19 protein-coding genes and 1 pseudogene are annotated in these 22,934 nt (G+C 59.2%); 17 read left to right on the forward strand and 3 right to left on the reverse strand.

The features are described from left to right. From GOV38_RS12545 to GOV38_RS12595, 11 genes are all read left to right on the forward strand, one after another. A complete protein-coding gene (locus GOV38_RS12545) occupies positions 1-849 on the forward strand; it encodes a carbohydrate ABC transporter permease (RefSeq protein WP_171103003.1) in 849 nt (282 codons plus the stop codon). After that, the gene (locus GOV38_RS12550) at positions 849-2,936 is read left to right on the forward strand and encodes an alpha-galactosidase (protein WP_171132831.1); all 2,088 of its coding nucleotides are present in this window, start codon (positions 849-851) and stop codon (positions 2,934-2,936) included. Before GOV38_RS12545 ends, GOV38_RS12550 begins: the two co-directional genes overlap by 1 nt. Beyond that, positions 2,933-4,642, forward strand: coding sequence for an IlvD/Edd family dehydratase (locus GOV38_RS12555; RefSeq protein WP_171208139.1), 1,710 nt, complete (start codon positions 2,933-2,935; stop codon positions 4,640-4,642). Before GOV38_RS12550 ends, GOV38_RS12555 begins: the two co-directional genes overlap by 4 nt. After that, complete coding sequence (locus GOV38_RS12560) at positions 4,642-5,409, forward strand: SDR family NAD(P)-dependent oxidoreductase (RefSeq protein WP_171208140.1); 768 nt, start codon at positions 4,642-4,644, stop codon at positions 5,407-5,409. Before GOV38_RS12555 ends, GOV38_RS12560 begins: the two co-directional genes overlap by 1 nt. Before the next feature lie 4 nt (positions 5,410-5,413). Then, positions 5,414-6,307 carry a 2-dehydro-3-deoxygalactonokinase gene (locus tag GOV38_RS12565; RefSeq protein ID WP_171208141.1) on the forward strand — a complete coding sequence of 298 codons (894 nt, stop codon included), beginning with the start codon at positions 5,414-5,416 and terminating at the stop codon, positions 6,305-6,307. Continuing rightward, positions 6,304-6,909, forward strand: a complete 606-nt coding sequence (locus tag GOV38_RS12570; RefSeq protein WP_171208142.1) for a 2-dehydro-3-deoxy-6-phosphogalactonate aldolase — start codon at positions 6,304-6,306, stop codon at positions 6,907-6,909. Before GOV38_RS12565 ends, GOV38_RS12570 begins: the two co-directional genes overlap by 4 nt. Beyond that, on the forward strand, positions 6,906-7,766 hold the full coding sequence (locus GOV38_RS12575; protein ID WP_171208143.1) for an SMP-30/gluconolactonase/LRE family protein: 861 nt from the start codon (positions 6,906-6,908) through the stop codon (positions 7,764-7,766). Before GOV38_RS12570 ends, GOV38_RS12575 begins: the two co-directional genes overlap by 4 nt. Further along, complete coding sequence (locus GOV38_RS12580; protein ID WP_171208144.1) at positions 7,763-9,664, forward strand: beta-galactosidase; 1,902 nt, start codon at positions 7,763-7,765, stop codon at positions 9,662-9,664. The genes GOV38_RS12575 and GOV38_RS12580 overlap by 4 nt, the downstream gene beginning before the upstream one ends. A 137-nt stretch (positions 9,665-9,801) precedes the next feature. Continuing rightward, entirely contained in the window at positions 9,802-10,815 is a 1,014-nt protein-coding gene (locus GOV38_RS12585; protein ID WP_254430465.1) for an ROK family protein, read from the forward strand. Positions 10,816-10,842: 27 nt separating this feature from the next. Further along, positions 10,843-11,775 (forward strand): carbohydrate kinase, encoded by a 933-nt coding sequence (locus GOV38_RS12590; protein WP_171208145.1) that lies wholly within the window; start codon positions 10,843-10,845, stop codon positions 11,773-11,775. Positions 11,776-12,003: 228 nt separating this feature from the next. Continuing rightward, on the forward strand, positions 12,004-14,424 hold the full coding sequence (locus tag GOV38_RS12595) for an FAD-dependent oxidoreductase (RefSeq protein ID WP_171208146.1): 2,421 nt from the start codon (positions 12,004-12,006) through the stop codon (positions 14,422-14,424). Between the two features lie 190 nt (positions 14,425-14,614). On the opposite strand, the gene GOV38_RS12600 is transcribed toward GOV38_RS12595, so the two are convergent. Continuing rightward, positions 14,615-15,679: a ParB N-terminal domain-containing protein gene (locus tag GOV38_RS12600; protein WP_171208147.1), complete on the reverse strand. Its 1,065-nt coding sequence runs from the start codon at positions 15,677-15,679 to the stop codon at positions 14,615-14,617. Next, a complete protein-coding gene (locus tag GOV38_RS12605; protein WP_171208148.1) occupies positions 15,672-17,057 on the reverse strand; it encodes an AAA family ATPase in 1,386 nt (461 codons plus the stop codon). Before GOV38_RS12605 ends, GOV38_RS12600 begins: the two co-directional genes overlap by 8 nt. Positions 17,058-17,628: 571 nt before the next feature. On the opposite strand from GOV38_RS12605, the gene GOV38_RS12610 reads away from it, so the two are divergent. Together GOV38_RS12610 and GOV38_RS22345 are read left to right on the forward strand one after the other, a co-directional pair. Beyond that, positions 17,629-18,894, forward strand: a complete 1,266-nt coding sequence (locus GOV38_RS12610; RefSeq protein ID WP_171208149.1) for a replication initiation protein — start codon at positions 17,629-17,631, stop codon at positions 18,892-18,894. A 104-nt stretch (positions 18,895-18,998) separates the two neighbouring features. Beyond that, positions 18,999-19,271 (forward strand): annotated as a pseudogene (locus tag GOV38_RS22345) (cyclic nucleotide-binding domain-containing protein); the annotation flags it as partial. A 15-nt stretch (positions 19,272-19,286) separates the two neighbouring features. On the opposite strand, the gene GOV38_RS22350 reads toward GOV38_RS22345, so the two are convergent. Continuing rightward, complete coding sequence (locus GOV38_RS22350; RefSeq protein ID WP_254430500.1) at positions 19,287-19,574, reverse strand: hypothetical protein; 288 nt, start codon at positions 19,572-19,574, stop codon at positions 19,287-19,289. A 147-nt stretch (positions 19,575-19,721) separates the two neighbouring features. Between GOV38_RS22350 and GOV38_RS12620 the strand changes: the two genes are divergently transcribed. The 4 genes from GOV38_RS12620 to GOV38_RS12635 are packed head-to-tail and all read left to right on the forward strand — an operon-like array spanning position 19,722 to position 22,888. Beyond that, positions 19,722-20,717 carry a nitronate monooxygenase family protein gene (locus GOV38_RS12620; protein ID WP_171208151.1) on the forward strand — a complete coding sequence of 332 codons (996 nt, stop codon included), beginning with the start codon at positions 19,722-19,724 and terminating at the stop codon, positions 20,715-20,717. A 16-nt stretch (positions 20,718-20,733) separates the two neighbouring features. Then, positions 20,734-21,516, forward strand: coding sequence for an enoyl-CoA hydratase/isomerase family protein (locus GOV38_RS12625; RefSeq protein WP_171208152.1), 783 nt, complete (start codon positions 20,734-20,736; stop codon positions 21,514-21,516). Continuing rightward, positions 21,513-22,013, forward strand: a complete 501-nt coding sequence (locus GOV38_RS12630; protein WP_171208153.1) for a helix-turn-helix domain-containing protein — start codon at positions 21,513-21,515, stop codon at positions 22,011-22,013. Before GOV38_RS12625 ends, GOV38_RS12630 begins: the two co-directional genes overlap by 4 nt. Then, positions 22,010-22,888: a haloalkane dehalogenase gene (locus tag GOV38_RS12635; RefSeq protein ID WP_171208154.1), complete on the forward strand. Its 879-nt coding sequence runs from the start codon at positions 22,010-22,012 to the stop codon at positions 22,886-22,888. The genes GOV38_RS12630 and GOV38_RS12635 overlap by 4 nt, the downstream gene beginning before the upstream one ends. Positions 22,889-22,934 lie beyond the last annotated feature (46 nt).

Below are 22,934 nucleotides of genomic sequence, written 5' to 3' on the forward strand. Positions count from 1 at the left end.
ATGTTTCCGACACCTATAGAAAAACAATCCCGCCCCGCGCAGATCACCTATCAGGCCCTGTTGCCCGTCGCTCTGCTGTTGTGGCTGGGGCCCCTTCTGGCCGTGGCCCTGTTCTCGATCAAACCGGCAGCGGATTTCACCAACGCCAACTATTGGGGGCTTCCCTCCAGCTTTGAGGGGGCCTTCAACTACGGGCAGGTTTTCTTCAACTCGGACATGCCCCGGTATCTGCTGAACTCGTTCATGATCACCATTCCAACGGTGATCGGAGCGGTGGCACTTAGCACCATGACCGGCTTTGCCTTGGGGATCTACAAGTTCAAGTCGAACATCTGGATCTTCTTCATGTTCGTTGCGGGCAACTTCGTCCCCTTCCAGATCCTGATGGTTCCGGTTCGGGACCTGACATTGGAGCTGGGCCTCTACAACACCAAGACCGGGCTGGTTCTGTTCCACATCGCGTTCCAGACCGGCTTTTGCACCCTCTTCATGCGCAACTTCATCCGCGCCCTGCCCTTCGAGCTGATCGAGGCCGCACGGGTTGAAGGCATCAGTGAATGGCGCATCTTCTGGTATGTTGTCCTGCCGCTGATGAAACCGGCGATTGCCGCGCTCAGCGTCTTGATCTTCACCTTCATCTGGAATGACTTCTTCTGGGCCGTCGTGCTGACACAAGGTCCTGAAAGCCAACCTGTTACAGCCGGTATTACCAGCTTTAACGCGCAGTACCGTGCCGCATATCAATTGATGAGTGCGGGTTCTATCGTCGCGGCCCTGCCACCGGTGGCAATGTTCTTCCTGATGCAGAAACACTTCATCGCAGGTCTTACCCTCGGAGCTGTAAAGTAATGATAAGAACATGGTCGCTTCATGATGAGCGACAATCTCTGGTGCTCGCGGCCCATCGCGAGCACCTTCCTGAAGTTGTGTATTTTGGCCCTCGATTGCCGGATGACGAAAACCTAGACACATTATTTGACGCCTACGGGCTGGACGTGACCGGGGGCATGTTGGATGCCAACCCGGAATTGTCCATCTGTCCTGAAGCCACGCGCAGTTTCCCAGGCCAGCCAGGCCTGATCATGCGGGACGGGGATGGCACGCCGATCCTTCCGAAATTCTGTTTCGAAAGCGAAGAGGTTTCGGAAAACCACCTGACCCTGACCTTTCGGGATGATGATCATCGGCTGACCTATCAGGCGATCTTTTCGATCGACCCGAAAACTCACATCATCGAGGCCCGCGCAGCGGTCGAGGCGGATCGCCCGGTGCTATTGCACTGGCTGTCGGCCCCGGTCTTTCCGGCCCCACAGCTGTCGGATGAGCTGATCGACTTTGCCGGTCGCTGGTGTGGTGAGTTTCAGATGAACACCACGCCGTGGTCGCCCGGTATCCGCTATCGCGAGAACCGTACCGGGCGCACGGGGCACGAGCATTTCCCCGGCCTGATCGTCCCGGTCCGGGGTGCGACCAACGCGCAAGGCCAGGCCTATGGCTTCCACTACGGTTGGTCCGGTGGGCACCGTATGGTGGCCGAAGAGCTGCCCGACGGGCGCCGCCAGATCCAGTTCGGACAGGCCGCCCGGATGGAGCGCGAGGCCTCGACCCGGTTTGAAACCGCGCCGCTTTATGCGGTGTTCTCGGCCGATGGCATCAACGGCTGCGCAGTTGCGTTCCAACGGCATTTGCGGGACCGCATCGTCGCGTTTCCCAAGCCCGACCGTGCACGGCCGGTGCATTACAACTGTTGGGAAGCGGTCTATTTCAATCACAACCTCCCCGAGCTCAAGGACATTGCCGACCGCGCAGCCGCGCTTGGCGCGGAACGCTTCGTGCTGGATGACGGCTGGTTCGGCCAGCGTGACGATGACACATCCTCTCTGAGTGACTGGGAGGTCGATACCCGGAAATATCCCGATGGCCTCGACCCGCTGATCAAACATGTGCATTCGCTGGGCATGACCTTCGGCATCTGGTTCGAGCCCGAGATGATCAACCCTGACAGCAGCATCCACAGGGCTCATCCCGAATGGGCGCTGGGGGGTGAAGATCAGATCCTGGGCCGCCAGCAAAAAGCACTGAACATGGCGCTGCCGGAGGTGCGCGAGTTCCTCTATGAACGCATGTCGACAATCCTTGCGGGCCACGACATCGACTATATTAAATGGGACCACAACCGCGTGCTGCCCATGCCCGATGCGGCCCAGACCCGTGGGTCATATGCGCTGATCGACCGGCTGCGGCAGGACTTCCCGCATGTGGAAATCGAAAGCTGCGCCAGCGGCGGCGGGCGTATTGATTTCGGCATTCTCAAACGTACTCAGAGGGTCTGGCTGAGCGACAGCAACGACGCTCTGGAACGGCTGCGCATTCAGCACAACGCCGCGATCTTCCTGCCCATGGCTGTAACCGGCAGCCATGTGGGGCCCCGCGTGTGCCATACCTCGGGCCGCGTGCTGGACATCCAGTTCCGCGCATGGGTTGCCGCCCAACGCCATATGGGGTTCGAGATGGACCCTCGCGAATTGACCCCCGAAGAAGAGACGGTTCTGCGCGAGGTCACCCAATGGTGGAAGGACAACCGCGACTGGCTGTACTATGCCGACATCCTGCGACTGGACAGCCCAGACCCGTCGGTCATTGCCGAACAGCAGCAAACCAGTGATGGCTCGCGCTTTGTGGTCTTTGCCGGCAAAACCGACACGTCCTCGCAAATCGCGCCGCGCCCGTTGCGCCTGACCCGGCTTGAGGCGGATGCCCAATACCGCGTCGAACTGCGGGATACGGCCACCGCACCGGCCACCTTGTCGCGCGGCAACCCGGCCCTGAAACAGGGGCCGATCACCGTCAGCGGGCAATATCTGATGAGCCAGGGCCTGTCGCTGCCCTGGAGCTTCCCACAATCCATGTGGGTCATCGAAGGCCACAAGCTATGACCCGAAAACGCAGGTCTCAGCACTGGTACGGGAAACTCGACAAGGACGGGTTTATTCATCGGTCCTGGATGAAGAACCAGGGCTTTCCCGATCACGCCTTTGACGGGCGGCCCATTATTGGCATCTGCAACACCTGGTCGGAACTGACGCCCTGCAACTCGGGCCTGCGCGATCTGGCCGAGGGCGTGAAACGCGGCGTGTGGGAGGCCGGAGGTTTTCCGGTGGAATTCCCGGTCATGTCACTGGGCGAGACCCAGATGAAGCCTACCGCCATGCTGTTCCGCAACCTGCTGGCGATGGATGTCGAGGAATCGATCCGCGCCTATGGCATTGACGGCGTGGTTCTGCTGGGTGGCTGCGACAAGACTACACCGGGCCAGTTGATGGGCGCGGCCTCGGTCGACCTGCCGTCGATTGTGGTCAGCTCGGGCCCGATGCTGAACGGCAAGTTCAAAGGCAAGGATATCGGTTCGGGCACCGATGTGTGGAAATTCTCGGAAGAGGTTCGCGCGGGCGAAATGACCCTGCAGGACTTCATGAACGCCGAATCCGGCATGTCGCGCAGCGCCGGGGTCTGCATGACCATGGGCACCGCCAGCACAATGGCGTCTCTGGTCGAGGCGATGGGCATGTCCCTGCCCACCAACGCCGCCCTTCCCGCTGTCGATGCCCGTCGCATGGCGCTGGCGCATCTGACCGGCAAGCGCATTGTCGAGATGGTGGATGAAGACCTGAAACCCTCGGACATCCTGACCAAGGAAGCCTTCGAAAACGCCATTCTGGCCAATGCGGCCGTGGGCGGATCAACCAACGCCGTGGTGCATCTGCTGGCCTTGGCGGGCCGTGTGGGTGTTGACCTGACACTGAAGGCTTTCGAGATCGGCTCGCAAATCCCGCTGCTGGTCAACTGCATGCCCTCGGGCAAATACCTGATGGAGGATTTCTGTTACGCCGGTGGCGTGCCCGTCGTTCTGAATGAACTCAAATCCTTCCTGCGTCCGGCCAAGACGGTGCTGAACAAGGATATCTCGGCGCATTATGAGGGGGCCGAATGCTATAACAGCGATGTCATCCGCCCCTTTGATGATCCAGTGAAACCCGCTGCCGGTCTGCGCGTTCTGCGCGGCAATCTGGCCCCGAACGGCGCGATTGTGAAACCGTCGGCGGCGACCGATACGCTGCTGGAAACCGAGGCTGAGGCTTTTGTGTTTGAAAGCATCGAAGACCTAAAGGCCAATATTGACCGCGACGATCTGCCGGTGACCGCCGACACCATTCTGGTGCTCAAGGGCTGCGGACCAAAAGGCTATCCGGGGATGCCTGAGGTGGGCAATATGCCGATCCCCGGCAAGCTGGTAAAACAGGGTGCCCGCGATATGATCCGCGTGTCGGATGCACGCATGTCGGGCACCGCCTTTGGCACCGTGATCCTGCATGTCAGCCCCGAGGCCCAGGCCGGTGGCACCCTGGCCTTGGTGAAAACCGGAGATCGCATCCGCGTTTCAGCCAGCAAGGGTGAGCTTGAGTTGCTGGTGGATCAAAACGAACTGGACGCCCGGCGCGCCGCGTGGCAACCGGACGATCCGCACTATACCCGCGGATATGCGCGGCTGTATATCGACCACGTGCTGCAAGCCGATCGAGGTGCCGACCTTGATTTTCTTGTCGGCAAAGATACACGCCTAGTCACACGAGAGAGTCACTGATGGACCAAACCGCCACTTTCCACGATCTGAACGGCGCCTCTGTCTACATCACCGGTGGAGGCTCGGGCGTTGGCGCGGCCTTGACCGATGGGTTCCTGGCACAAGGCGCAAATGTCGCCTTTATCGGGCGCTCGGACGCTTCGGCCTTTGTCGAGGAGATGCACGAGAAACACGGGCGCGCGCCGCTGTTCATGCAGGGCGACATGACCGACACCGAACTGCTGCATGCCACGATGCAAAAGGCGGCCGAGGCGCATGGCCCGCTGAATGTGCTGATCAACAACGCGGCCAATGACAAACGGCACTCGCTTGAAGAAACCACGCCCGAGTTTTGGGACTGGATGATCGAGGTGAACCTCAAGGCTTATTATTTTGCCTGTCAGGAGGCCGCGCGCCAGATGCAGGGCAAAGGCGGCGCCATCGTCAATTTCAGCTCGATCAGCTATATGATGGGCAATGCGGGATACCCGATCTATACCACGTCGAATGCGGGTATCACGGGCATGACCCGGTCGCTTGCGCGTGAGCTGGGGCCGCAGAAAATCCGCGTTAACGCGCTGGCACCGGGCTGGGTGCTGACGCAGAAACAACTGGATATGTGGGCCACGCCGGAAGATCTGGCCGCCCATCTGGACCGTCAATGTCTGAAAGAACATCTGTCGCCCGAAGACATGATTGCGCCTACACTTTTCTTGGCCTCAGAAGCCAGCCGGGCCATGACCGGGCAGTGCATGGCGGTCGACGGCGGCGTTGTGGTGTCGGGGTGATGCGATGAACGCTGAATGGATCGCGGTGGATTGGGGCACGTCGCAACTGCGCGTTTGGGCAATGCGCGGCGACGCTGTGCAGGACCAAAAGCAATCCGCCAAAGGCATGGGACGCCTGGACAAGAGCGGCTTTCAACCCGCCCTGTTGGAGCTTGTCGACTGCTGGCTGGGTATTGACCCTGTTGATGTCATCGCATGCGGTATGGTTGGCGCCCGTCAGGGCTGGGTCGAGGCACCCTATGCGGCTGTACCCTCTGCACCTGTGCCCGACATTCCGATCCGTGTGCCCGATACCGATCCGCGCATCCGCGCCTTTGTTGTACCCGGTCTGAAACAGGACAGCCCGCCAGACGTGATGCGCGGCGAGGAAACCCAGATCGCGGGTTTTCTGGCCACCCATCCCAACTGGGACGGAATTATCTGCCTGCCGGGCACCCACACCAAATGGGCCCAGATCAGCGCTGGCGAGGTGGTGAGCTTCCGCACTTTCATGACCGGTGAAATGTTCGAATTGCTGCGAAAGCAATCGGTTCTGAAACACTCGATCGGGGACGGCTGGGATGACGACGCCTTTGCCGAGGCCGTCTCAGATGCGCTGTCGAAACCCGAACAGCTGGCCGCACGCCTGTTTGGTCTGCGCGCCGCGGATCTGTTGCACGCGCAAGATGCCTCTGTCGCACGCGCCCGTCTGTCGGGCCTTTTGATCGGGGCCGAGCTGGCCGCCTCGCGTGCCTATTGGCTGGGTCAGCAGATCGCAATCATCGGCTCGAAAACCCTGTCCGCTGCCTATGCCACAGCGCTCGGTGCCCAAGGGGCCAGCGTTGAGACCGCAGACGCCACAACAACCACTCTGGCCGGGCTTGCCATGGCCCGCAACCGAACGAGGCAAACTGCATGAGCCGTTCTCTTATCGCCATCCTGCGCGGATTGACTCCCGCCGAAGCCGCGGACGTTGGTCAGGCGCTGATCGACGCAGGCATCGACAAGATCGAGGTGCCGATGAACTCGCCCGATCCGCTGGACTCTATCGGCGCGCTGGCCCAGACCTTTGGGGATCGTGCCCTGATCGGCGCAGGCACCGTGCTGAGCGTAGAGCAGGTCGACGGTGTCGCCTCGGTCGGTGGCAAGCTGATCGTGTCGCCCAATTGTGATACCGAGGTGATTGCCCATACCGCCAAGCTGGGCCTTGAAAGCTGGCCGGGCATCTTTACCCCCACCGAAGCTTTTGCGGCGCTCAAGGCTGGCGCAACCGGGTTGAAACTGTTTCCGGGCGTAATGGCTGGCACAACCGGGCTGGCCGCGCTGCGCGCCGTGCTGCCCGAGGGCACGCAGGTCTATGCCGTAGGCGGCGCGGGCCCTGAAAACTTTGGCGATTGGTTCAAGGCCAGCGCCGACGGGTTTGGCATCGGCTCGGCGCTCTACAAGCCCGGCATGTCGGTGGATGACATCGCCACACGCGCAGCCCAGATCGTTTCCGCCTATGACGCGGCCCTGGCATGAGCCAGGTTTTCGACAACCGCCCCTGCGCCTTGGGGGAAGGACCACTCTGGCACCCCGAACGACAGCAACTGTTCTGGTTCGACATCATCGGCAAACAGCTGATGACGCGCGAAAACGGCGAGGCGAAAAGCTGGAGCTTTGACGAGCATGTCTCGGCTGCAGGGTGGATCGACACCACCACTCTGCTGATCGCCTCGGAAACCGGGCTGTGGACGTTCAACCTGGACACCGGTGCGAAAGAGCTTGTGGTTCCGCTTGAGGCCGACAATCCGGTCACCCGCTCCAATGACGGGCGTGCAGACCCCTGGGGCGGGTTCTGGATCGGGACGATGGGGAAATCTGGCGAAACCGGTGCCGGTTCGATTTACCGGTTGTTCCAAGGCGAACTTCGCAAGCTGGTGAGTGATGTCACCATCACCAATGCGATCTGCTTTGCCCCGGACAAAAGCTGCGCCTATTACAGCGATACAGCTTCTGGGCAGGTCATGCGTCAGGCACTTGACCCAGAAACCGGCTGGCCCGCTGGCACGGCCGAGCTTTATCTTGATCTTCGGGATGAAGGCTTGAACCCCGACGGGGCCGTTGTGGACGCAATGGGAAACATCTGGATCGCCCAATGGGGCGCATCGCGCGTGGCGGTCTATGACCCTGCAGGGCGTTTTCTTCAGGCCGTCAGTTTCGAGGCGCAGCATACCTCGTGCCCTGCCTTTGGCGGCGCGGATCTGACCACCCTTTATTGCACTACCGCCAGCGTTGACGTCGATGCGGACACTATGGCGCGTCAACCCAGCAACGGCATGACCTTTGCAGCCGCCAATGCGGGCAAGGGCCAAGCAGAACCACGAGTCCTTCTATGAAACCCGAACTGGGTGTTTGTTACTACCCCGAGCACTGGCCCGAAGACAGCTGGGCCGATGATGCCAAACGTATGGTTGAAACCGGCCTGACATGGGTTCGGATCGGTGAGTTTGCCTGGAGCCGGATGGAGCCATCACCGGGCGATCTGCAATTTGACTGGCTGGACCGCGCGGTGGAAACACTGGGCGCGGCGGGCCTCAAGGTGGTGATGGGTACACCCACGGCAACGCCGCCGCGCTGGATGCTGGACCGGCACACCGACATGCTGGCGGTGGATGCTCAGGGAAACCCCCGTAAATTCGGGTCGCGACGGCACTACTGTTTCAGCCATCAGGGCTATATCGATGAATGCCGGCGCATCACCCGGATCATGGTTGAACGCTATGGCCGCAATGCGCATGTGGCCGCCTGGCAGACCGACAATGAATATGGTTGTCACGACACCACGCTCAGCTATTCGCAGCCTGCGCTGGCCGCGTTCCGCCTTTGGTTGGCGGAACGCTATGGCACGGTCGCGGCGCTGAACGAAGCCTGGGGCAATGTGTTCTGGTCGATGGACTATGACAGTTTTGATCAGATCGAGCTGCCAAACCTGACGGTGACCGAACCGAACCCGGCGCATGTTCTGGCCTTCCGGCGCTTCAGCTCGGATCAGGTGGTGGCGTTCAACAAGGCGCAGGTCGATGTACTGCGCGAGTTAACCGACGCGCCGCTGCTGCACAATTACATGGGCCGCGTACTGGAGTTTGATCACTTCGCAGTGGGTGCCGATCTTGATATCGCCACATGGGACAGCTATCCCATCGGCTTTCTGTCCGACCGGCTTGAGGCTGACGAGGCGCACAAAGCGGCCTATCTACAGCAGGGTGATCCCGATATGCAGGGCTTTCACCACGACCTCTATCGCGCTGTCGGGCGTGGACGCTGGTGGGTGATGGAACAACAGCCCGGCCCGGTGAACTGGGCGCCGTTCAACCCGGCCCCCCTGCCCGGCATGGTCCGCCTGTGGTCGCTTGAGGCCGTGGCGCATGGGGCCGAGGTGGTCAGCTATTTCCGCTGGCGACAGGCGCCGTTTGCGCAAGAGCAAATGCATGCGGGGCTGCTGACACCGCATGACACCGAGGCCCCCGGCATGGGCGAGGCGCGCCAAACTGCCGAAGATCTTGCGCGTTTGGGGGACACATCAGTGCGCCCGGCAAAGGTGGCCATCGTGTTTGACTATGCATCAGACTGGGCCTGGGCGACGCAACCGCAAGGGGCGGGGTTTGACTATTTCCGTTTGGTCTTTTCGACCTATCGCGCCCTGCGGCGGGCCGGTTTGTCGGTAGACTTTGTATCGACCGAGAACATCCCGCAAAAAGCTTACAAACTGATCCTGGCCCCAGGGCTGGCCTCGGTGGATGACGCTCTGGCGGCGCGCATCGCGAACGGTTGTGATCTGGCCCTCTTTGGTCCGCGCAGCGGTGCGATCACGCCCGATTTCCAGATTCCGGCGGGCGGGCGCCCCGGCCTTTTCGCTTTGGACTGCCAGGTCGAGCTGGTCGAAAGCCTGCCCCCCACTGTCGAACGTCCGGTCACCGGTGGCGGTGCGGCGCAGCATTGGGTGGAACGCTTGTCCGGCACAGCGCCCAAACTGTTGGAGTTCGAAGACGGCACCCCGGCACTGATGGGCAATGATGACATGTGGTACTTGGGCTGTTTCCCGGATGAGCCGCTATGGGATCGGGTCATCGCTCTGGCGGCACAAGCCACGGGCTTAGAGATCTTTCCGATGCCCCCTGGCCTGCGGCGACGCGAAACGGCGCGGCATGAGGTCCTGATCAACTATAACGACAAGGCGGTCGAGTGGAACGGCACGCAGGTACCGGGCTGCGGTGTGGTCTTCAACGAACTGTAAGTCGAATAGACGGATGATCATAAGAATTGATACCGCTAACATAAGTTGCTAGAGGCTGTGCAACCCCTGATCGGGTGTTGCGCCGTAATACCGAAGCACGTATCGAACTTGAAAGCAGCTTTTTGGGAACCAGTCTCTTGTCCACCGCACGTTTCCCTACTCCGACACTGGCCAAGCCCAGCTGGACATTGGTCGCCGATATCGGCGGAACCAATATGCGATTGGGTGTGGTCATTGACGGAGAAGTGACTGAGCTGCACAAATTCCCGACCGGTACGAATAGCGACCTGCTGGATGCGTTTCACGCAACCCGCGATGTGGTGGGCAGCAACCCGCTGGCCGTCGTGGCCGCAGGCGCGGGGCCGGTCCGTGACGGCACAATTCACCTGACCAATGCGCAAGTCACCCTGTCCGAGACCGATATCGCGAAGGCCACCGGAGCCGAACAAACCTTTGTTATCAACGACTTCACCGCCGCCGCCTGGTCGGTGGCCGAGATTGGCAAGGATGACGTACAAGTGCTGCAAGGCGACCCGACCCCGCCCGCGGGTACCCGGCTTGTGGTTGGTCCGGGAACCGGTCTTGGGGTCGGTGCCTTACTATGGTCACAGGGCCGCTATCATACGGCATCGGGCGAAGGCGGTCATGTGGGTCTGGCCCCGCGCTATCGCGAAGAAGTGGCGGTGTTCGAGGCTGCCCGCACTCTGGTACCAGAATGCTTCTTTGGTGACAGCCTGGCGGTTGAGGCCGAAATGTTCCTCAGCGGAACCGGCTTGCCGGTTCTCTATCAAGCCATTGGTCTGGCCGAAGGGCTGACGGATGTGGCCGCCCGCCCGGCCAAAGACATCCTGCAAGATGCCCAAACCGCTACAGACCCTGTTGCCGTCCGCTGTGCCGAGATGTTTACCACCCATCTGGCTGCGGTGATCGGCGATATCTCGGTCACTCTGATGCCCACGGGCGGGATCTTCCTGCTGGGCGGTGTGGCCGACAAGAACCGTTGGCTGTTCGGAGAAGCCTTCCGGTCGGCCTTTAACGCTGGAGGACGGTTCGATTCCGTGCGGCAAGGGCTGAACCTATACATTTCGAATCACGCCGAATTCGGTGTGATCGGTGCAAACAACTTCTGCAAATCTGCCCTGTCCGATTGACAGAGCACGCACCTGGGAGGGGACCTCATGATCCTGTGCTGCGGTGAAGCCTTGATCGACATGATCGCAGAACCCACGGCCTCGGGCGCGGACGGGTTTGTGCCCCATTCCGGCGGTGCGGTGTTCAACACGGCGATTGCATTAGGCCGTTTGGGCGCACCCGTTGGGCTGCTGACCGGGCTGTCGACGGATATGTTCGGCCAGCAACTGGCCGCAGCCCTGCAGGCCAGCCACGTTGAAACAAGCCATGTGATCCAGTCGGACCGCCCCACAACCCTGGCGTTCGTGCAGCTGAAGGACGGGCACGCCAGCTATAACTTTGTCGACGAAAACACCGCTGGCCGGATGTTGCGGCCCGAAGATATGCCACGCCAACTGCCCGGTGCCATTAGCGCACTGTATTTCGGGGGCATAAGCCTGGCCTGTGAACCTTGCGCAGATGCCTATGCAGCCCTGTTGGAGCAACATGGGGCAGATCGCGCGGTGATGCTGGACCCCAATATCCGACCCGGTTTCATCAAGGATCAAACCCGCTATCGCACCCGTCTGAACCGGATGATCGCGCAGGCCGATATCGTCAAGGTTTCGGATGAGGATCTGGATTGGATCATCCCCGGCCCAGAAACCCTGGATGAGAAAGTACCTTTGCTGCTGCAAGCCGGTCCTGCCGTGGTGATCGTCACGCGCGGCGCCGAAGGTGCGACGGGTTATCTGGCGGATGGCCGCCAAACCTCGGTCCCGGTCGAGCCGGTAAAGGTGGTCGATACCGTGGGCGCGGGCGACACGTTTAACGCAGGTGTGTTGGCCGCATTGGAAGAGGCAGGTCATCTCTCGAAACCTGGCCTCCGTGCGCTACCGCCCGCCACCTTGCGCGCAGCGCTGGCGCTGGGGGCCAAGGTCGCTGCAGTGACCGTATCGCGCGCAGGTGCAAACCCGCCCTGGTCGCACGAGATCGCGTAACCAATCCCTGCGGCAGATACGTTGATTCTGGCGCTATGTACCCGCACAGGCCGACAAACGGGCGCGTGCGCAGACGCATGTGCCAATCCCGTCATATGCCCCCCTGATCCCGTCGCTTTTGTGGTCTGAGATGAGGCTGCCTCACGCGACAATGAATTTTGTCTGGATTGTCGGCTAGGCGGCAATCGTAGATCATCCATCAGACAGAAAAGCGCGCGAGATTTGGACATGCGGACAGAAGCACAGGCAGTTGTAATTGGCGGAGGCGTGATCGGATGTTCGATCCTTTATCACCTGGCCAAGCTGGGATGGACCGATGTGGTTCTGCTGGAACGCGACGAGCTGACCTCGGGTTCGACCTGGCACGCGGCGGCAAATATCCACGGGCTGCATGACAGCACCAATATCAGCCGCATCCAGCATTATACGATGAACCTGTATAAATCGCTGGAAGAAGAAACCGGCCAAAGCTGCGGCGTGTTTCAGCCCGGCTCGCTCTATCTGGCGCAGACCGAACAGCGCGAGCATCAGCTGAAATTGCAGGCGGCCAAGGCCAAGCTTTATGGCATGAATTTCTATGAGATAAGCATTGAAGAGGCGCAGAAGCTGCACCCGCTGGTCAATTTCGACGGTATCCGCTGTGTGATGTATGAACCTGATGGTGGCAATGTTGACCCTTCGGGCGTGACCAATGCCTATGCGGTGGGCGCGCGTCAGCGCGGGGCAGAGATCCATCGTTTCACCCCCGTCACCGCGACCGAGCAGCAGGACGACGGGTCGTGGATCGTCAAAACGCCCAAGGGCGACATCCGCACGCCCTGGGTGGTGAATGCCGCAGGGCTTTGGGGCCGCGAGGTGGCGGCGCTGGCCGGGATCGAATTGCCCTTGCAACCGACCGAGCACCAGTATTTCGTCACCGAAACCATGTCGGATGTTGAAGGGCACGGTACCCGTCTGCCCTCGGTCGCCGATCGGGATGGTGAATATTACCTGCGGCAGGAAGGTCAGGGCCTGCTGGTCGGGGCCTATGAGAAAGACATGCGGTTCTGGGCCGAAGAGGGCACGCCGCTGGATTTTGCCCATGACCTGTTCCCCGACGATCTGGACCGGATCGAAGAAAACATGATGAACGCCATCGAACGTCTGCCTGCTGTGGGTGAGGCCGGGATTAAACGGGTGATCAACGGCCCGATGATCTGGTCTCCGGATTCCAACGTTCTGATGGGCCCGGTGCCCGAGGTCGATGGCTATTTCTGTTGCAACGGCATCATCCCCGGCTTTTCCCAATCCGGCGGCATGGGCCTGATGGCCGCGCAGTGGATCATTGAAGGTGAGACCGAATATGACATGTTCGCCTGGGATCTGGCCCGCTTTGACAACTGGGCCACCAAGGACTTCACCAAGGCGCGGGTGCAGGATCAATACGCCCATCGCTTCGCCATCCATTTCCCGAACGAGGAACGCAGCGCGGGCCGCCCTGCCCGCATCCGCCCGGTCTATGAGACGCAAAAGGCCATGGGCGCCGTCTTTGGCCTGAACGCAGGCTGGGAGCATCCGCTGTGGTTCTCCGACACGCCCGGCGCGGTCGAGACCAACGGCTTTACCCGGCAGAACTGGTGGGGGCCAGTGGGCGAAGAATGCAAGATGCTACGAGATCGGGCGGGGATCATCGACATTTCGAACTTTGCCAAATACGTCTGCAAAGGCCCCGGTGCCTCGGATTGGTTGAACGCGGTCTTTGCCAATACCATGCCCAAAACGGTGGGGCGATCATGCCTGACCCCGCTGATTTCCAAACGCGGTGGCATCGCGGGCGATTTCACCGTGACGTGCGTGGCCGAGGATGAGTTCTGGATCATCGGTTCCGGCATGGCCGAACGCTATCACAAACGGTTCTTCAAACAGGTCCCCCTGCCCGAAGGCACCACCTTCACATCCATGACCGACGCGATATGTGGCTTCAACATCGCCGGCCCGAAATCCCGCGAGATTTTGCAGAGGCTGACAAACACCTCTCTGGCCACCGAAGACTTCCCCTTTATGCGGTCAGCCCGGATCGAACTGGCCGGGATCGAAGTGCTGGCCCTGCGCGTCTCATTCACAGGCGATCTGGGGTGGGAGGTCCACTGCCCCACAGAACACCAATCCCGCCTCTACACGGCGCTGCTGGAGGCCGGAGCGGCATTTGACGCAGGCCCCGTCGGCAGCCGGGCCTTAATGTCGCTTCGCGTCGAAAAGGGCTACGGCTCGTGGAGCCGTGAATACAGCCCCGAATACTGGCCCCATGAGGTCGGTCTGGACCGGCTGTGCAAGTTCGGAAAAGAGTTCCTGAACAAAGACGCCGCGCAGAAGGTGTTGCAGAACCCCGCGCGCGAGCAGCTGGTGATGCTGCATCTGGACGCAGAGGACGTCACCGCATCGAATGCGGACGCAACCGGAGGTGAGCCGATTTTCAAGGATGGCCAGGGTATCGGACGTGTCACATCCGGTGCTTACGGCTATTCCGTCGGCATGTCGCTGGCGCTGGGGTATGTCAAAAACGCCCAGCCCGGAGACGCGGTTGAAGTGATGGTTTTGGGCCGTCCGCACAAGGCGGTTATCCTGCATGAACCGCCTTTTGACCCTTTGGGTCGGGTGTTGCGGGGGTGAATTTGCGCTTAGATCTGGGTTTCACGATATTTTGAGGTGCTGCGCTCATATTGGCGCATAAGCTATTGTTTTTAATTGTTTTTTCTCGCCACTGAGAGCTGCAAACACTAAGTGTCGATTCAGACAAGAATTCTACTCGCGTGAAAGAAAGGGAGGCGTTTAGCCCCCCTACCCCGCCTGTCTGTTTGCCTTAGCTCAGGAGTTTTGCGATCTGAGCCAAGAGCGTCTGAGCCTCATCCGTTGACAGGTTACGGCCTTTGATCCGGATCCGCAGCTCGTCACTCGACAGCTCTGCCAGGATTGCGCCACCACCGGCCAAATCCGTTGCAGGCAGTCGCGAGATTTGCTGAGGGCGGCCACCGCGCGGCTTTGAGGTACCCGTTTGCGGGACGGCTTTCAGCGCATTTTCAAGTGCCATCCACTCGGCTTTGGCGTCAACAGCATCAGCGCTTGCCAGGGCATCGCGCAGCTTGGCTTGCGCTCCTTCCCGCAAAGCGGCGGCCAGTTTAAGCCCGGCTTTCTCGGACAGCGCGACCGGAAAGCGCAGCAGATCCCCAAGCGCCTCATGCACCATCGCAAAACCACGCACCTTTGACCGCTTGGCCTTGGACGCAGCACCAAACAGAACATCAACCGCTGCCTCGGTGCTGGAAAAGATCCCCTGCCCCGCCGCCAAAACAGCGATGCGACCGCGCTCATAGGGGCTGAGATTGGACCGCAGCTCATTCTCTTCGACCATAGAGACATACGCGCCCTGCCCAGTCCCGGCATCGCGTACGAATGCTGGAATTGCGGCAAAGGCCGGATCGGTCTCGGCCAACCTGCGGAACGCGTTCAGGCGCCGGAAGCCCGAGATCAAGCCATACCCGTCCTCGGTCCGCGTTACCTCAATCGGGGTGCGCAATCCGTGAACACGCAGCGATTCAAGCAGTTCCGCCATCGCCTCTTCGTCTTCGACCATACGGTCACGACGGATGAAATCCGCATCAATCTGATCCAACGCCAGCTTTTCGGCGACCAACCCTGCCGTCTGCGCTTCCCGCCACAGCTCGGCATCTGTGTGATCCTTGGCCATGGCAACCCGATCCGTCACAGCAGCCATCCCGCCCAAGGCCGCCGCCTCTCCGGCGACCTGCGCAATGGGTGGCGTTGACTTGGTATCGAACGGGCTGATCGAGGGTTTCGTCGCGAAACCTGCCTCCATTTGCTCCAGCTCAGCCGTGTCCGGGGCGATAAGTCTTCTGCGTTTAGCCATTTGCCTCTCCTCCCATCTGAGCATCACGCCACCAACATCCGATCAGAACCTCTTTGAACTCGGCATAGGTTCTGTCGAAAGTTTCCCGCCCCCGTACATAGGTGTCACGGTTGAAATCGCGGTAGTCGGCTTCGTAGATACCATTGACCTGTTCCCCGGCCTGACCAACCAGAGCGGTAAAGTCCTGCCGGTAGGCATTCATGAAATCGCCGAAATAGGCTTGGATTACATTGGCCATATCCGTTTGCTGACTGGCATCGAACCGCGTGATGATAGCCCGTACTACATCCCATTCGAACTTAAGTTCTGGTAAACCCGCCGCCCTGTGGGCTGCATTTTCCCCGTCTTCGATACTGGCGAAGGTGGTGTAGAGCATATCAAAGAACCGACCGGTGGAGTCGAATTCCAGGAAACTCGCACCGAGAGGAACCAACAATATATCCGCCGCAGCCAAGGCGTTGATCGTTAGGTACCCAAGAGCAGGAGGCGTATCGAGGAAGACGATGTCGTAGTCATCCAATACACCCTCGTCCTGAAGGAAGTTGGTCAACCCGTCCCATAAGGGCCAGCTGCGCAGCCCCATCCGCCAGACCGGGATCTGAAATTCTGCCCAATAGAGGTTCAACTGCGCCCCGATCAGATCGATATTCGGCCAATGGGTTTTCTGAATCACATCACGCGGCGAGGTGGACAATGCCTCATGCAAGGTCTCATCCAGAGGAATTTCAGCCTGACCCGCAGCCGCGCGAACACGGTTCTCCGACTGCACTGCGCGCGCATAGTCTTTTGCAATCAGAGGAAATACCGTTTGCCACTCATCGGCCACGCGCCCTCCGAGAATCGAGGTCATCGAACCCTGACTGTCCAGGTCAATCACCAAAACCTTGTAGCCATCCAGCGCCGCTGACATGGCCAGATGCGCGGCGGTCGACGTCTTGCCGACACCACCTTTGAAGTTAGCCACGGCCACAACCTTGGCCGGTAGACCTTCGGGCCGATAGGGCAGATACTCTTTGGTGCTGACGCCTTCTGCCGCAAAATGCTGTCGCAGAACCAACACCTCATCGAGTGTAAACCACTTTGATCCACCTTCGCCTTCGCCTTGTGGCAAGTCCGGGTTGGCCTTGAGTACGCGGCGCAGATGGGCTGGTGCGATAGGGATCAGGTACTTCGTGATTTCCCAGGTCGAGAACCGTCGGAGCCGCTTTTCGCCATCGGGTGCATAGCCGCGCCGCGCCAGATCCTCGCGACCCTTGGCACAGAAAGTGGCGGCTTTTGCGAATCGTGATGTCCCGATAGGATCAGGTAATTTCGACGCCGCAGTACCCGGGTCCAAATTGAAATAAGGCGGGAGCGGAGGTTGGTTGGATTTGTTCACTGTCGTTGCCTCGAAAAATGTTCGCCTTTGCGGCGTATATTCACCAAGTTAGCGAACCTTTTCCTGAGTGGCTATCCCAGAAATTCGAGTTTTCCACAGAACAGGGCTATGAGAGGGGTGTTTCGTCACGAAACTCCTGAATCAATAATTTGAAGACCACACAAATCGTTTCTTTTATTTAGTTACTTTGTATATTTTGGGATAATATTATCTATCATAAACATATACTTAGCCAGGTTAGGGTAACCAAAAACAGGTTCAAAGGTAACCGGATACGGGATCAAAGGAACCAATATACAGGATGTCGGGTCGCTGCTTTCGGTTTTACGGGCACTGATTCTCGGGAAATGGCTGAACTGGGTCTAATTGGGAATATAGAGCCTGCTTCTTCGGGCCATGACCAGATTGACGAGAGGCCAAATGAAAGGCTTTCTGTGGATAACTCTGAAATCCACGCTTAGGGTACCTGTTTGCGGGATCAGTCCAATCCCGTATTTGGGCACCCAAATATAATTGCAACCTGGGTACCTTTTGTGCAACAAATTCAAAAAACGAGCAGCCAGGCAGAATCATGCCGGATACACAATTGGACATGGATCACCTTTCGGGCGCACTGCGTCGAGAGACGGTGAAGAAGAACGTTGCCGCGATACATATCAGCGGTAAGCTTTCGCTGTTGCAGCGCAAGCTTTCGAACGTGTTGCTTCTCAATGCCTATGATGCGCTGACCTCGGCGACCACCCATACCATTGATGCGCGCACATTGGCGATGATGGTTGGCTATAACTCGAACGATTTTGACACTTTGCGGGCCAGCTTGCGTGCATTAGCGGAGACGGTCGCCGAATGGGATATGCTGGACGAGCAGGGGCGGCAGGAATGGGGCGTATCCTCGTTGTTGAGTTTCGCCAAACTTAAGGCAGGCGTGTGTGAATATGCCTATTCACCCGCGCTGGCGCAGAAGCTTTACGACCCAAAGATCTATGCGCTGATCAATGTACATATACAGCGCAATTTCAGCTCTGGTCATGGGTTGGCGTTATACGAAAATTGCTATCGATTCGTCCGAACAGGCTCGACAGGATGGTGGGCTTTGGATGTATTTCGCAAACTGATGGGTGTGGATGGCAGCGACTATTATGCAAGTTTCAAACACCTGAACGCCAAGATTATCAAACCCGCTGTGTCGGAAGTGAACCGAAGCTCGGACATTTTCATCGAACCGGAGTTTCAGAAAAAAGGCCGGAGCGTGACGGACATACGGTTTCGGATCAAAGGCAATCCTCAGAAAGCCATGTTCGAGATTGACGACAATGATGGTGTTCGAAACCTGGAAGTCTATAAAACGCTTCGGGCGCAAGGTGTGTCGGACCGATTGGCGCGGCAATGGATTGCGGAACATGGTGAAGACTATGTGCGCGAGAAACTGGATTACGTGAAAGGGCAGGGGGGTGTGAAATCGACAGTTGGTTATCTGTCGGCCGCCCTGCGCGATGACTTTCGTCCGCCCGAATCTGTAAAGCCTGCTGAACCGAACTCTGATGCTATTGCTGCCGCACAACAACGGTCTGAGGAAAAACAGCGAGAGGATCTGGCCTATGCGTCTCGCGCAGCGGAACGCTCGGAGCGTGCGCGCAAGCTGTCGGTGGTCCAAGATCTGGTTTCGCGACGAAACCCGACCCAGAGAGACGCTGATAAGCGGCTCTTTATGGCCGGGCTGAAAGATGATCTGGACCGCGAACATTTTCGGGCACATGGTTGGCGGTCAGGTCTGAACGCCGCGGCGATCATAAACTTCTGGGCGGAGCTCGAGCCCGAGGCTTTTGAGGATCACTAGCCCGAAGAGCCGCCGACCCAGTGATGTGCAAAATAGCGCTATAATGAGCATTGCAAGTATGGTGTGATAATAGTGTAGGGAGGTTCGGTTTTGTCCTCGGCAATGTGCGCGACAGATCTCTTTCAATTCGTCTGGCCGAACGTGCGCTTTTGGATCACGCAAGGCTAAGACGGCTCGTCCGCGTCTTGAAAACTCGCTACGGCGAGGCAGGTGAGGTTGTCATCCAAAAGAACGCACCAGCGCGAGGCGTTTACTTCATTGCTTCAGGCGCCGTTGAATTGGAGATGGGTGGCCAGAGCTGGAGGCTAGGGCGTGGTGATATCTTCGGGCAGGCCGAGTTATTGCTTCGGCAAAAACGCCGCGCCTCCGTCCGAGCGATTGTGCCCACGACACTATTCGTGCTGGACGAGGAACGATTCGGCAGGCTCGTTGAGCGCAGTAGGGCGTTGCGGGAAGCTGTCATAACGAGCACTGCAAACCAAGGCGTTGAGATAGAACAGCTTCTTGAACCGAAGTAGCGCGCGGAATCCCAAATCGCACGACGACCAGACCTCTGGCAGCAGGGTCAACGGTGACGGAACAGAGTGTTTCTTGGCGCGGGAACTGCCAAGATTTTCTGCGGATGCCAGCGATCCGACGACGTTTGCTTTGGGGATCGCCGCAGGTACATTGACCGACAACTCACAATCCTAACTCCGTCACGACGTTACGGCATTTTCCCGAACCCGGCTGGAATCAGCTTGCGTGGCCCATAGGGGAAATTAAACTTCGATAAAGAAAGCTATTTTTTGGACCTCAGGTTCAGCCCGAAAAACGAAGGACAATCCATGAAAACCCGTATCACCGAAATGTTCGGCATCGAGCACCCAATCCTGCAGGGCGGCATGCACTATGTCGGGTTTGCCGAACTGGCCGCCGCCGTGTCAAACGCAGGCGGATTGGGCACGATCACCGCGCTGACACAGAAATCTCCTGCCGACCTTGCCAATGAGATCGCGAAATGCCGCGACATGACCGACAAGCCTTTCGCGGTCAACCTGACATTCCTGCCCACTGTCAATGCCCCCGATTATCCGGGCTATGTCAAAGCCATCATCGATGGAGGGGTGAAAGTCGTGGAAACTGCAGGTCGCAACCCATCCGAGGTTTTACCGTATCTCAAGGATGCAGGTATCAAGGTGATCCACAAATGCACCTCGGTGCGTCACTCGTTGAAAGCGCAAGAGATTGGCTGTGACGCGGTGTCGGTGGACGGGTTTGAATGCGGCGGCCACCCCGGCGAAGATGACATTCCCAACATGATCCTATTGCCCCGCGCTGCGGACGAGTTAGAGATCCCCTTTGTTTCGTCGGGTGGCATGGCCGATGGGCGCAGCCTGGTTGCCTCATTGTCGATGGGTGCCGAAGGTATGAACATGGGCACACGTTTCATTGCCACGCAGGAAGCGCCGGTACACCAGAGGGTCAAGGATGCCATCGTCGCGGCGAGCGAATTGGACACACGTCTTGTCATGCGCCCGCTGCGTAATACCGAACGGGTGCTGAGCAATGCGGCGGTCGAACGCCTTTTGGAAAAGGAAAAGAATCTGGGCGACAAGATCCGGTTCGAGGACATCGTCGAAGAGGTCGCGGGCGTCTATCCAAAGGTCATGCTCGATGGTGATATGGACGCCGGCGCCTGGTCCTGTGGCATGGTCGCTGGATTGATTGACGACATCCCCACCTGCAAAGAGTTGATTGACCGGATCATGGATGAAGCCGATGCGATCATTGTCAAACGGCTGGCCACCATGTCAGGCGGTGTTCGCGTTGCCGCAGAATGATCAAAGGGACGGCTCCATGACATATGAAACACTGGACTGGGCCTTTGAAGACGGCGTCGTCGAGATCACGATGAACCGCCCTGACAACGCCAACGCCTTGAATGCACGGATGGCCGATGAACTGTTCGATGTCGCCTGCCGATGCGAGGCGGAAGGCGCGCGCGCCGTGATCGTCACAGGCGCGGGCAAGATGTTCAATGGTGGTGGCGATCTGGCCGAGTTCGAGGCCGCCGCGAACAAGTCGGACCACGTGACCCGAATGGCGACGATCCTGCACGCCGCGCTGGCACGATTGACCCATTTGGACGCGCCCGTCATTACCGCCGTAAACGGTTCCGCTGGCGGCGGTGGTTTTTCCATCGCCATCTCTGGCGATATCGTTCTGGCTTCGGACAGGGCCAAGTTCGTCTCGGCCTATACCGCCTCGGGGCTGACCCCGGACGGGTCATCGACCTATTACATTGCCAAGCATGTGGGGCTTCTGCGCGCCAAAGAGCTTGTACTGACCAATCGTGTTCTCAGTGCTGATGAGGCCTGTGAATGGGGCCTCGTCACCCGCGTGGTCGCGGCTGAAGACCTGATGACAGAGGCGCGCAAACTCGCCACCCGGTTCGCCAAGGGTCCAACCAAAGCTTATGGCGGGGCCAAGCGTCTTCTCGAAACGGCATTCTCCGAAAGCTTCGAAGCGCAGATTGACAAGGAAACCCGTTCCATCGCCGCCATGATGCGCACCCATGACGGCCCTCACGGGATCGCCGCGTTCCTGGCCAAGCAAAAGCCGGAGTTCAAAGGCGAATGACCCGCACACCGATCACCGACGATTGTGGTGTGGCCCAGGCGCTCAACGTGGTGGGCGAATGGCGCACCCTTCTTGTGTTACGCAACCTTTTCAACGGGATGCACACCTTCGATGCGCTTCAGGATCACCTGGGCATTTCCACCAGCGTTCTGGCGGCACGACTGAAAACACTGACTGAGCAAGGTGTGATCGAAAAGCTGCCCAACCCCGAGGATGGGCGCTCGCATGAATACCGGCTAACCGAGAAAGGGCTCGATCTCTACCCGGTGCTGGTTGCGCTTCTGCACTGGGGAGAGAAATGGGCCCCAAACGGGCGTGGACCACGCCTCACGCTGGTGGAACGGGAAACAGGGCGGCCGGTGCAAGAGATAGCCGTGACGGCGCAAGACGGACGGATACTTGGCCCACGCGATGTAACCCCGGTTCTGGGCCCCGGCGGCAGTGACCACATGCGCGCGATGATTTCGCGCTGGACGAAAAAGGAGAAACGGCAATGAGTTCCGACTGGGCAGCGCAAAAGCGCAAAGTAGCAGTGAATGGTCATGACATGGCCTATGTCGAACGTGGCGAAGGGCGGCCAATCGTGTTCCTCCATGGCAATCCCACCTCGTCCTTCCTGTGGCGTGATGTCATGCCCGAATGCGAGGGGCTGGGTCGCCTCATTGCGCCCGACCTGATTGGCATGGGCGATTCCGACAAACTGCCCGATCCCGGCCCAAATACCTACACGTTTGAAACCCATCGCCGCTTTGTCGAGGGCTTTCTTACCGCCGTGGGCGTGACGCGCGATGCGGTTCTGGTCATCCACGACTGGGGCTCGGCACTGGGCTTCGACTGGGCCAACCGTCACCGCGATGCCGTTTCCGGCATTGCCTACATGGAAGGGATCGTGAAACCACTGGCCGATTGGTCCGAGTTCAACCCCCAGGCTGCGCCGCTCTTCCAGGGCTTCCGCTCGGATAAGGGCGAAGAACTGGTGCTCGACCGCAATCTTTTTGTCGAAAAGGTTCTGCCTGGCTCTGTCCTCCGCGACCTGACCGAAGCAGAGCAGAATGAATACCGCCGCCCCTTCCGAAACCGGGAAGACCGTTGGCCGACGCTGACCTGGCCGCGCCAGATTCCAGTTGGTGGCGACCCGGCAGACGTAACCACGATTGCCGCGGAATACGCGGATTGGATGGCGGAAAACGACCTGCCAAAACTCTTCGTAAATGCCGACCCCGGCGCAATCCTCGTCGGCGCAGCGCGTGACTTCTGCCGCAGTTGGAAAAACCAGCAGGAGATAACCGTCAAAGGCAGCCACTTCATCCAGGAAGACAGCGGGCAACAGATCGGTCAAGCACTAGCTGCATGGTTGCGAGCTTTGGCTTGAGCCCCTGCCGCAAGAGCCACCAACACAAAAGGGATGTTTGGAGGCA

This window comes from Ruegeria sp. HKCCA5839, assembly GCF_013035585.1.
Taxonomy (GTDB): Bacteria; Pseudomonadota; Alphaproteobacteria; order Rhodobacterales; family Rhodobacteraceae; genus Ruegeria.

Coding starts and splice junctions, on each gene's coding strand:
- GOV38_RS12550 (WP_171132831.1), top strand. CDS start 849: ATGATAAGAACATGGTCGCTTCATGATGAGCGACAATCTCTGGTGCTC.
- GOV38_RS12630 (WP_171208153.1), top strand. CDS start 21,513: ATGACCCGCACACCGATCACCGACGATTGTGGTGTGGCCCAGGCGCTC.
- GOV38_RS12590 (WP_171208145.1), top strand. CDS start 10,843: ATGATCCTGTGCTGCGGTGAAGCCTTGATCGACATGATCGCAGAACCC.
- GOV38_RS12635 (WP_171208154.1), top strand. CDS start 22,010: ATGAGTTCCGACTGGGCAGCGCAAAAGCGCAAAGTAGCAGTGAATGGT.
- GOV38_RS12580 (WP_171208144.1), top strand. CDS start 7,763: ATGAAACCCGAACTGGGTGTTTGTTACTACCCCGAGCACTGGCCCGAA.
- GOV38_RS12600 (WP_171208147.1), bottom strand. CDS start 15,679: ATGGCTAAACGCAGAAGACTTATCGCCCCGGACACGGCTGAGCTGGAG.
- GOV38_RS12610 (WP_171208149.1), top strand. CDS start 17,629: ATGCCGGATACACAATTGGACATGGATCACCTTTCGGGCGCACTGCGT.
- GOV38_RS12560 (WP_171208140.1), top strand. CDS start 4,642: ATGGACCAAACCGCCACTTTCCACGATCTGAACGGCGCCTCTGTCTAC.
- GOV38_RS12575 (WP_171208143.1), top strand. CDS start 6,906: ATGAGCCAGGTTTTCGACAACCGCCCCTGCGCCTTGGGGGAAGGACCA.
- GOV38_RS12545 (WP_171103003.1), top strand. CDS start 1: ATGTTTCCGACACCTATAGAAAAACAATCCCGCCCCGCGCAGATCACC.
- GOV38_RS12595 (WP_171208146.1), top strand. CDS start 12,004: ATGCGGACAGAAGCACAGGCAGTTGTAATTGGCGGAGGCGTGATCGGA.
- GOV38_RS12620 (WP_171208151.1), top strand. CDS start 19,722: ATGAAAACCCGTATCACCGAAATGTTCGGCATCGAGCACCCAATCCTG.
- GOV38_RS12570 (WP_171208142.1), top strand. CDS start 6,304: ATGAGCCGTTCTCTTATCGCCATCCTGCGCGGATTGACTCCCGCCGAA.
- GOV38_RS12555 (WP_171208139.1), top strand. CDS start 2,933: ATGACCCGAAAACGCAGGTCTCAGCACTGGTACGGGAAACTCGACAAG.
- GOV38_RS12625 (WP_171208152.1), top strand. CDS start 20,734: ATGACATATGAAACACTGGACTGGGCCTTTGAAGACGGCGTCGTCGAG.
- GOV38_RS12565 (WP_171208141.1), top strand. CDS start 5,414: ATGAACGCTGAATGGATCGCGGTGGATTGGGGCACGTCGCAACTGCGC.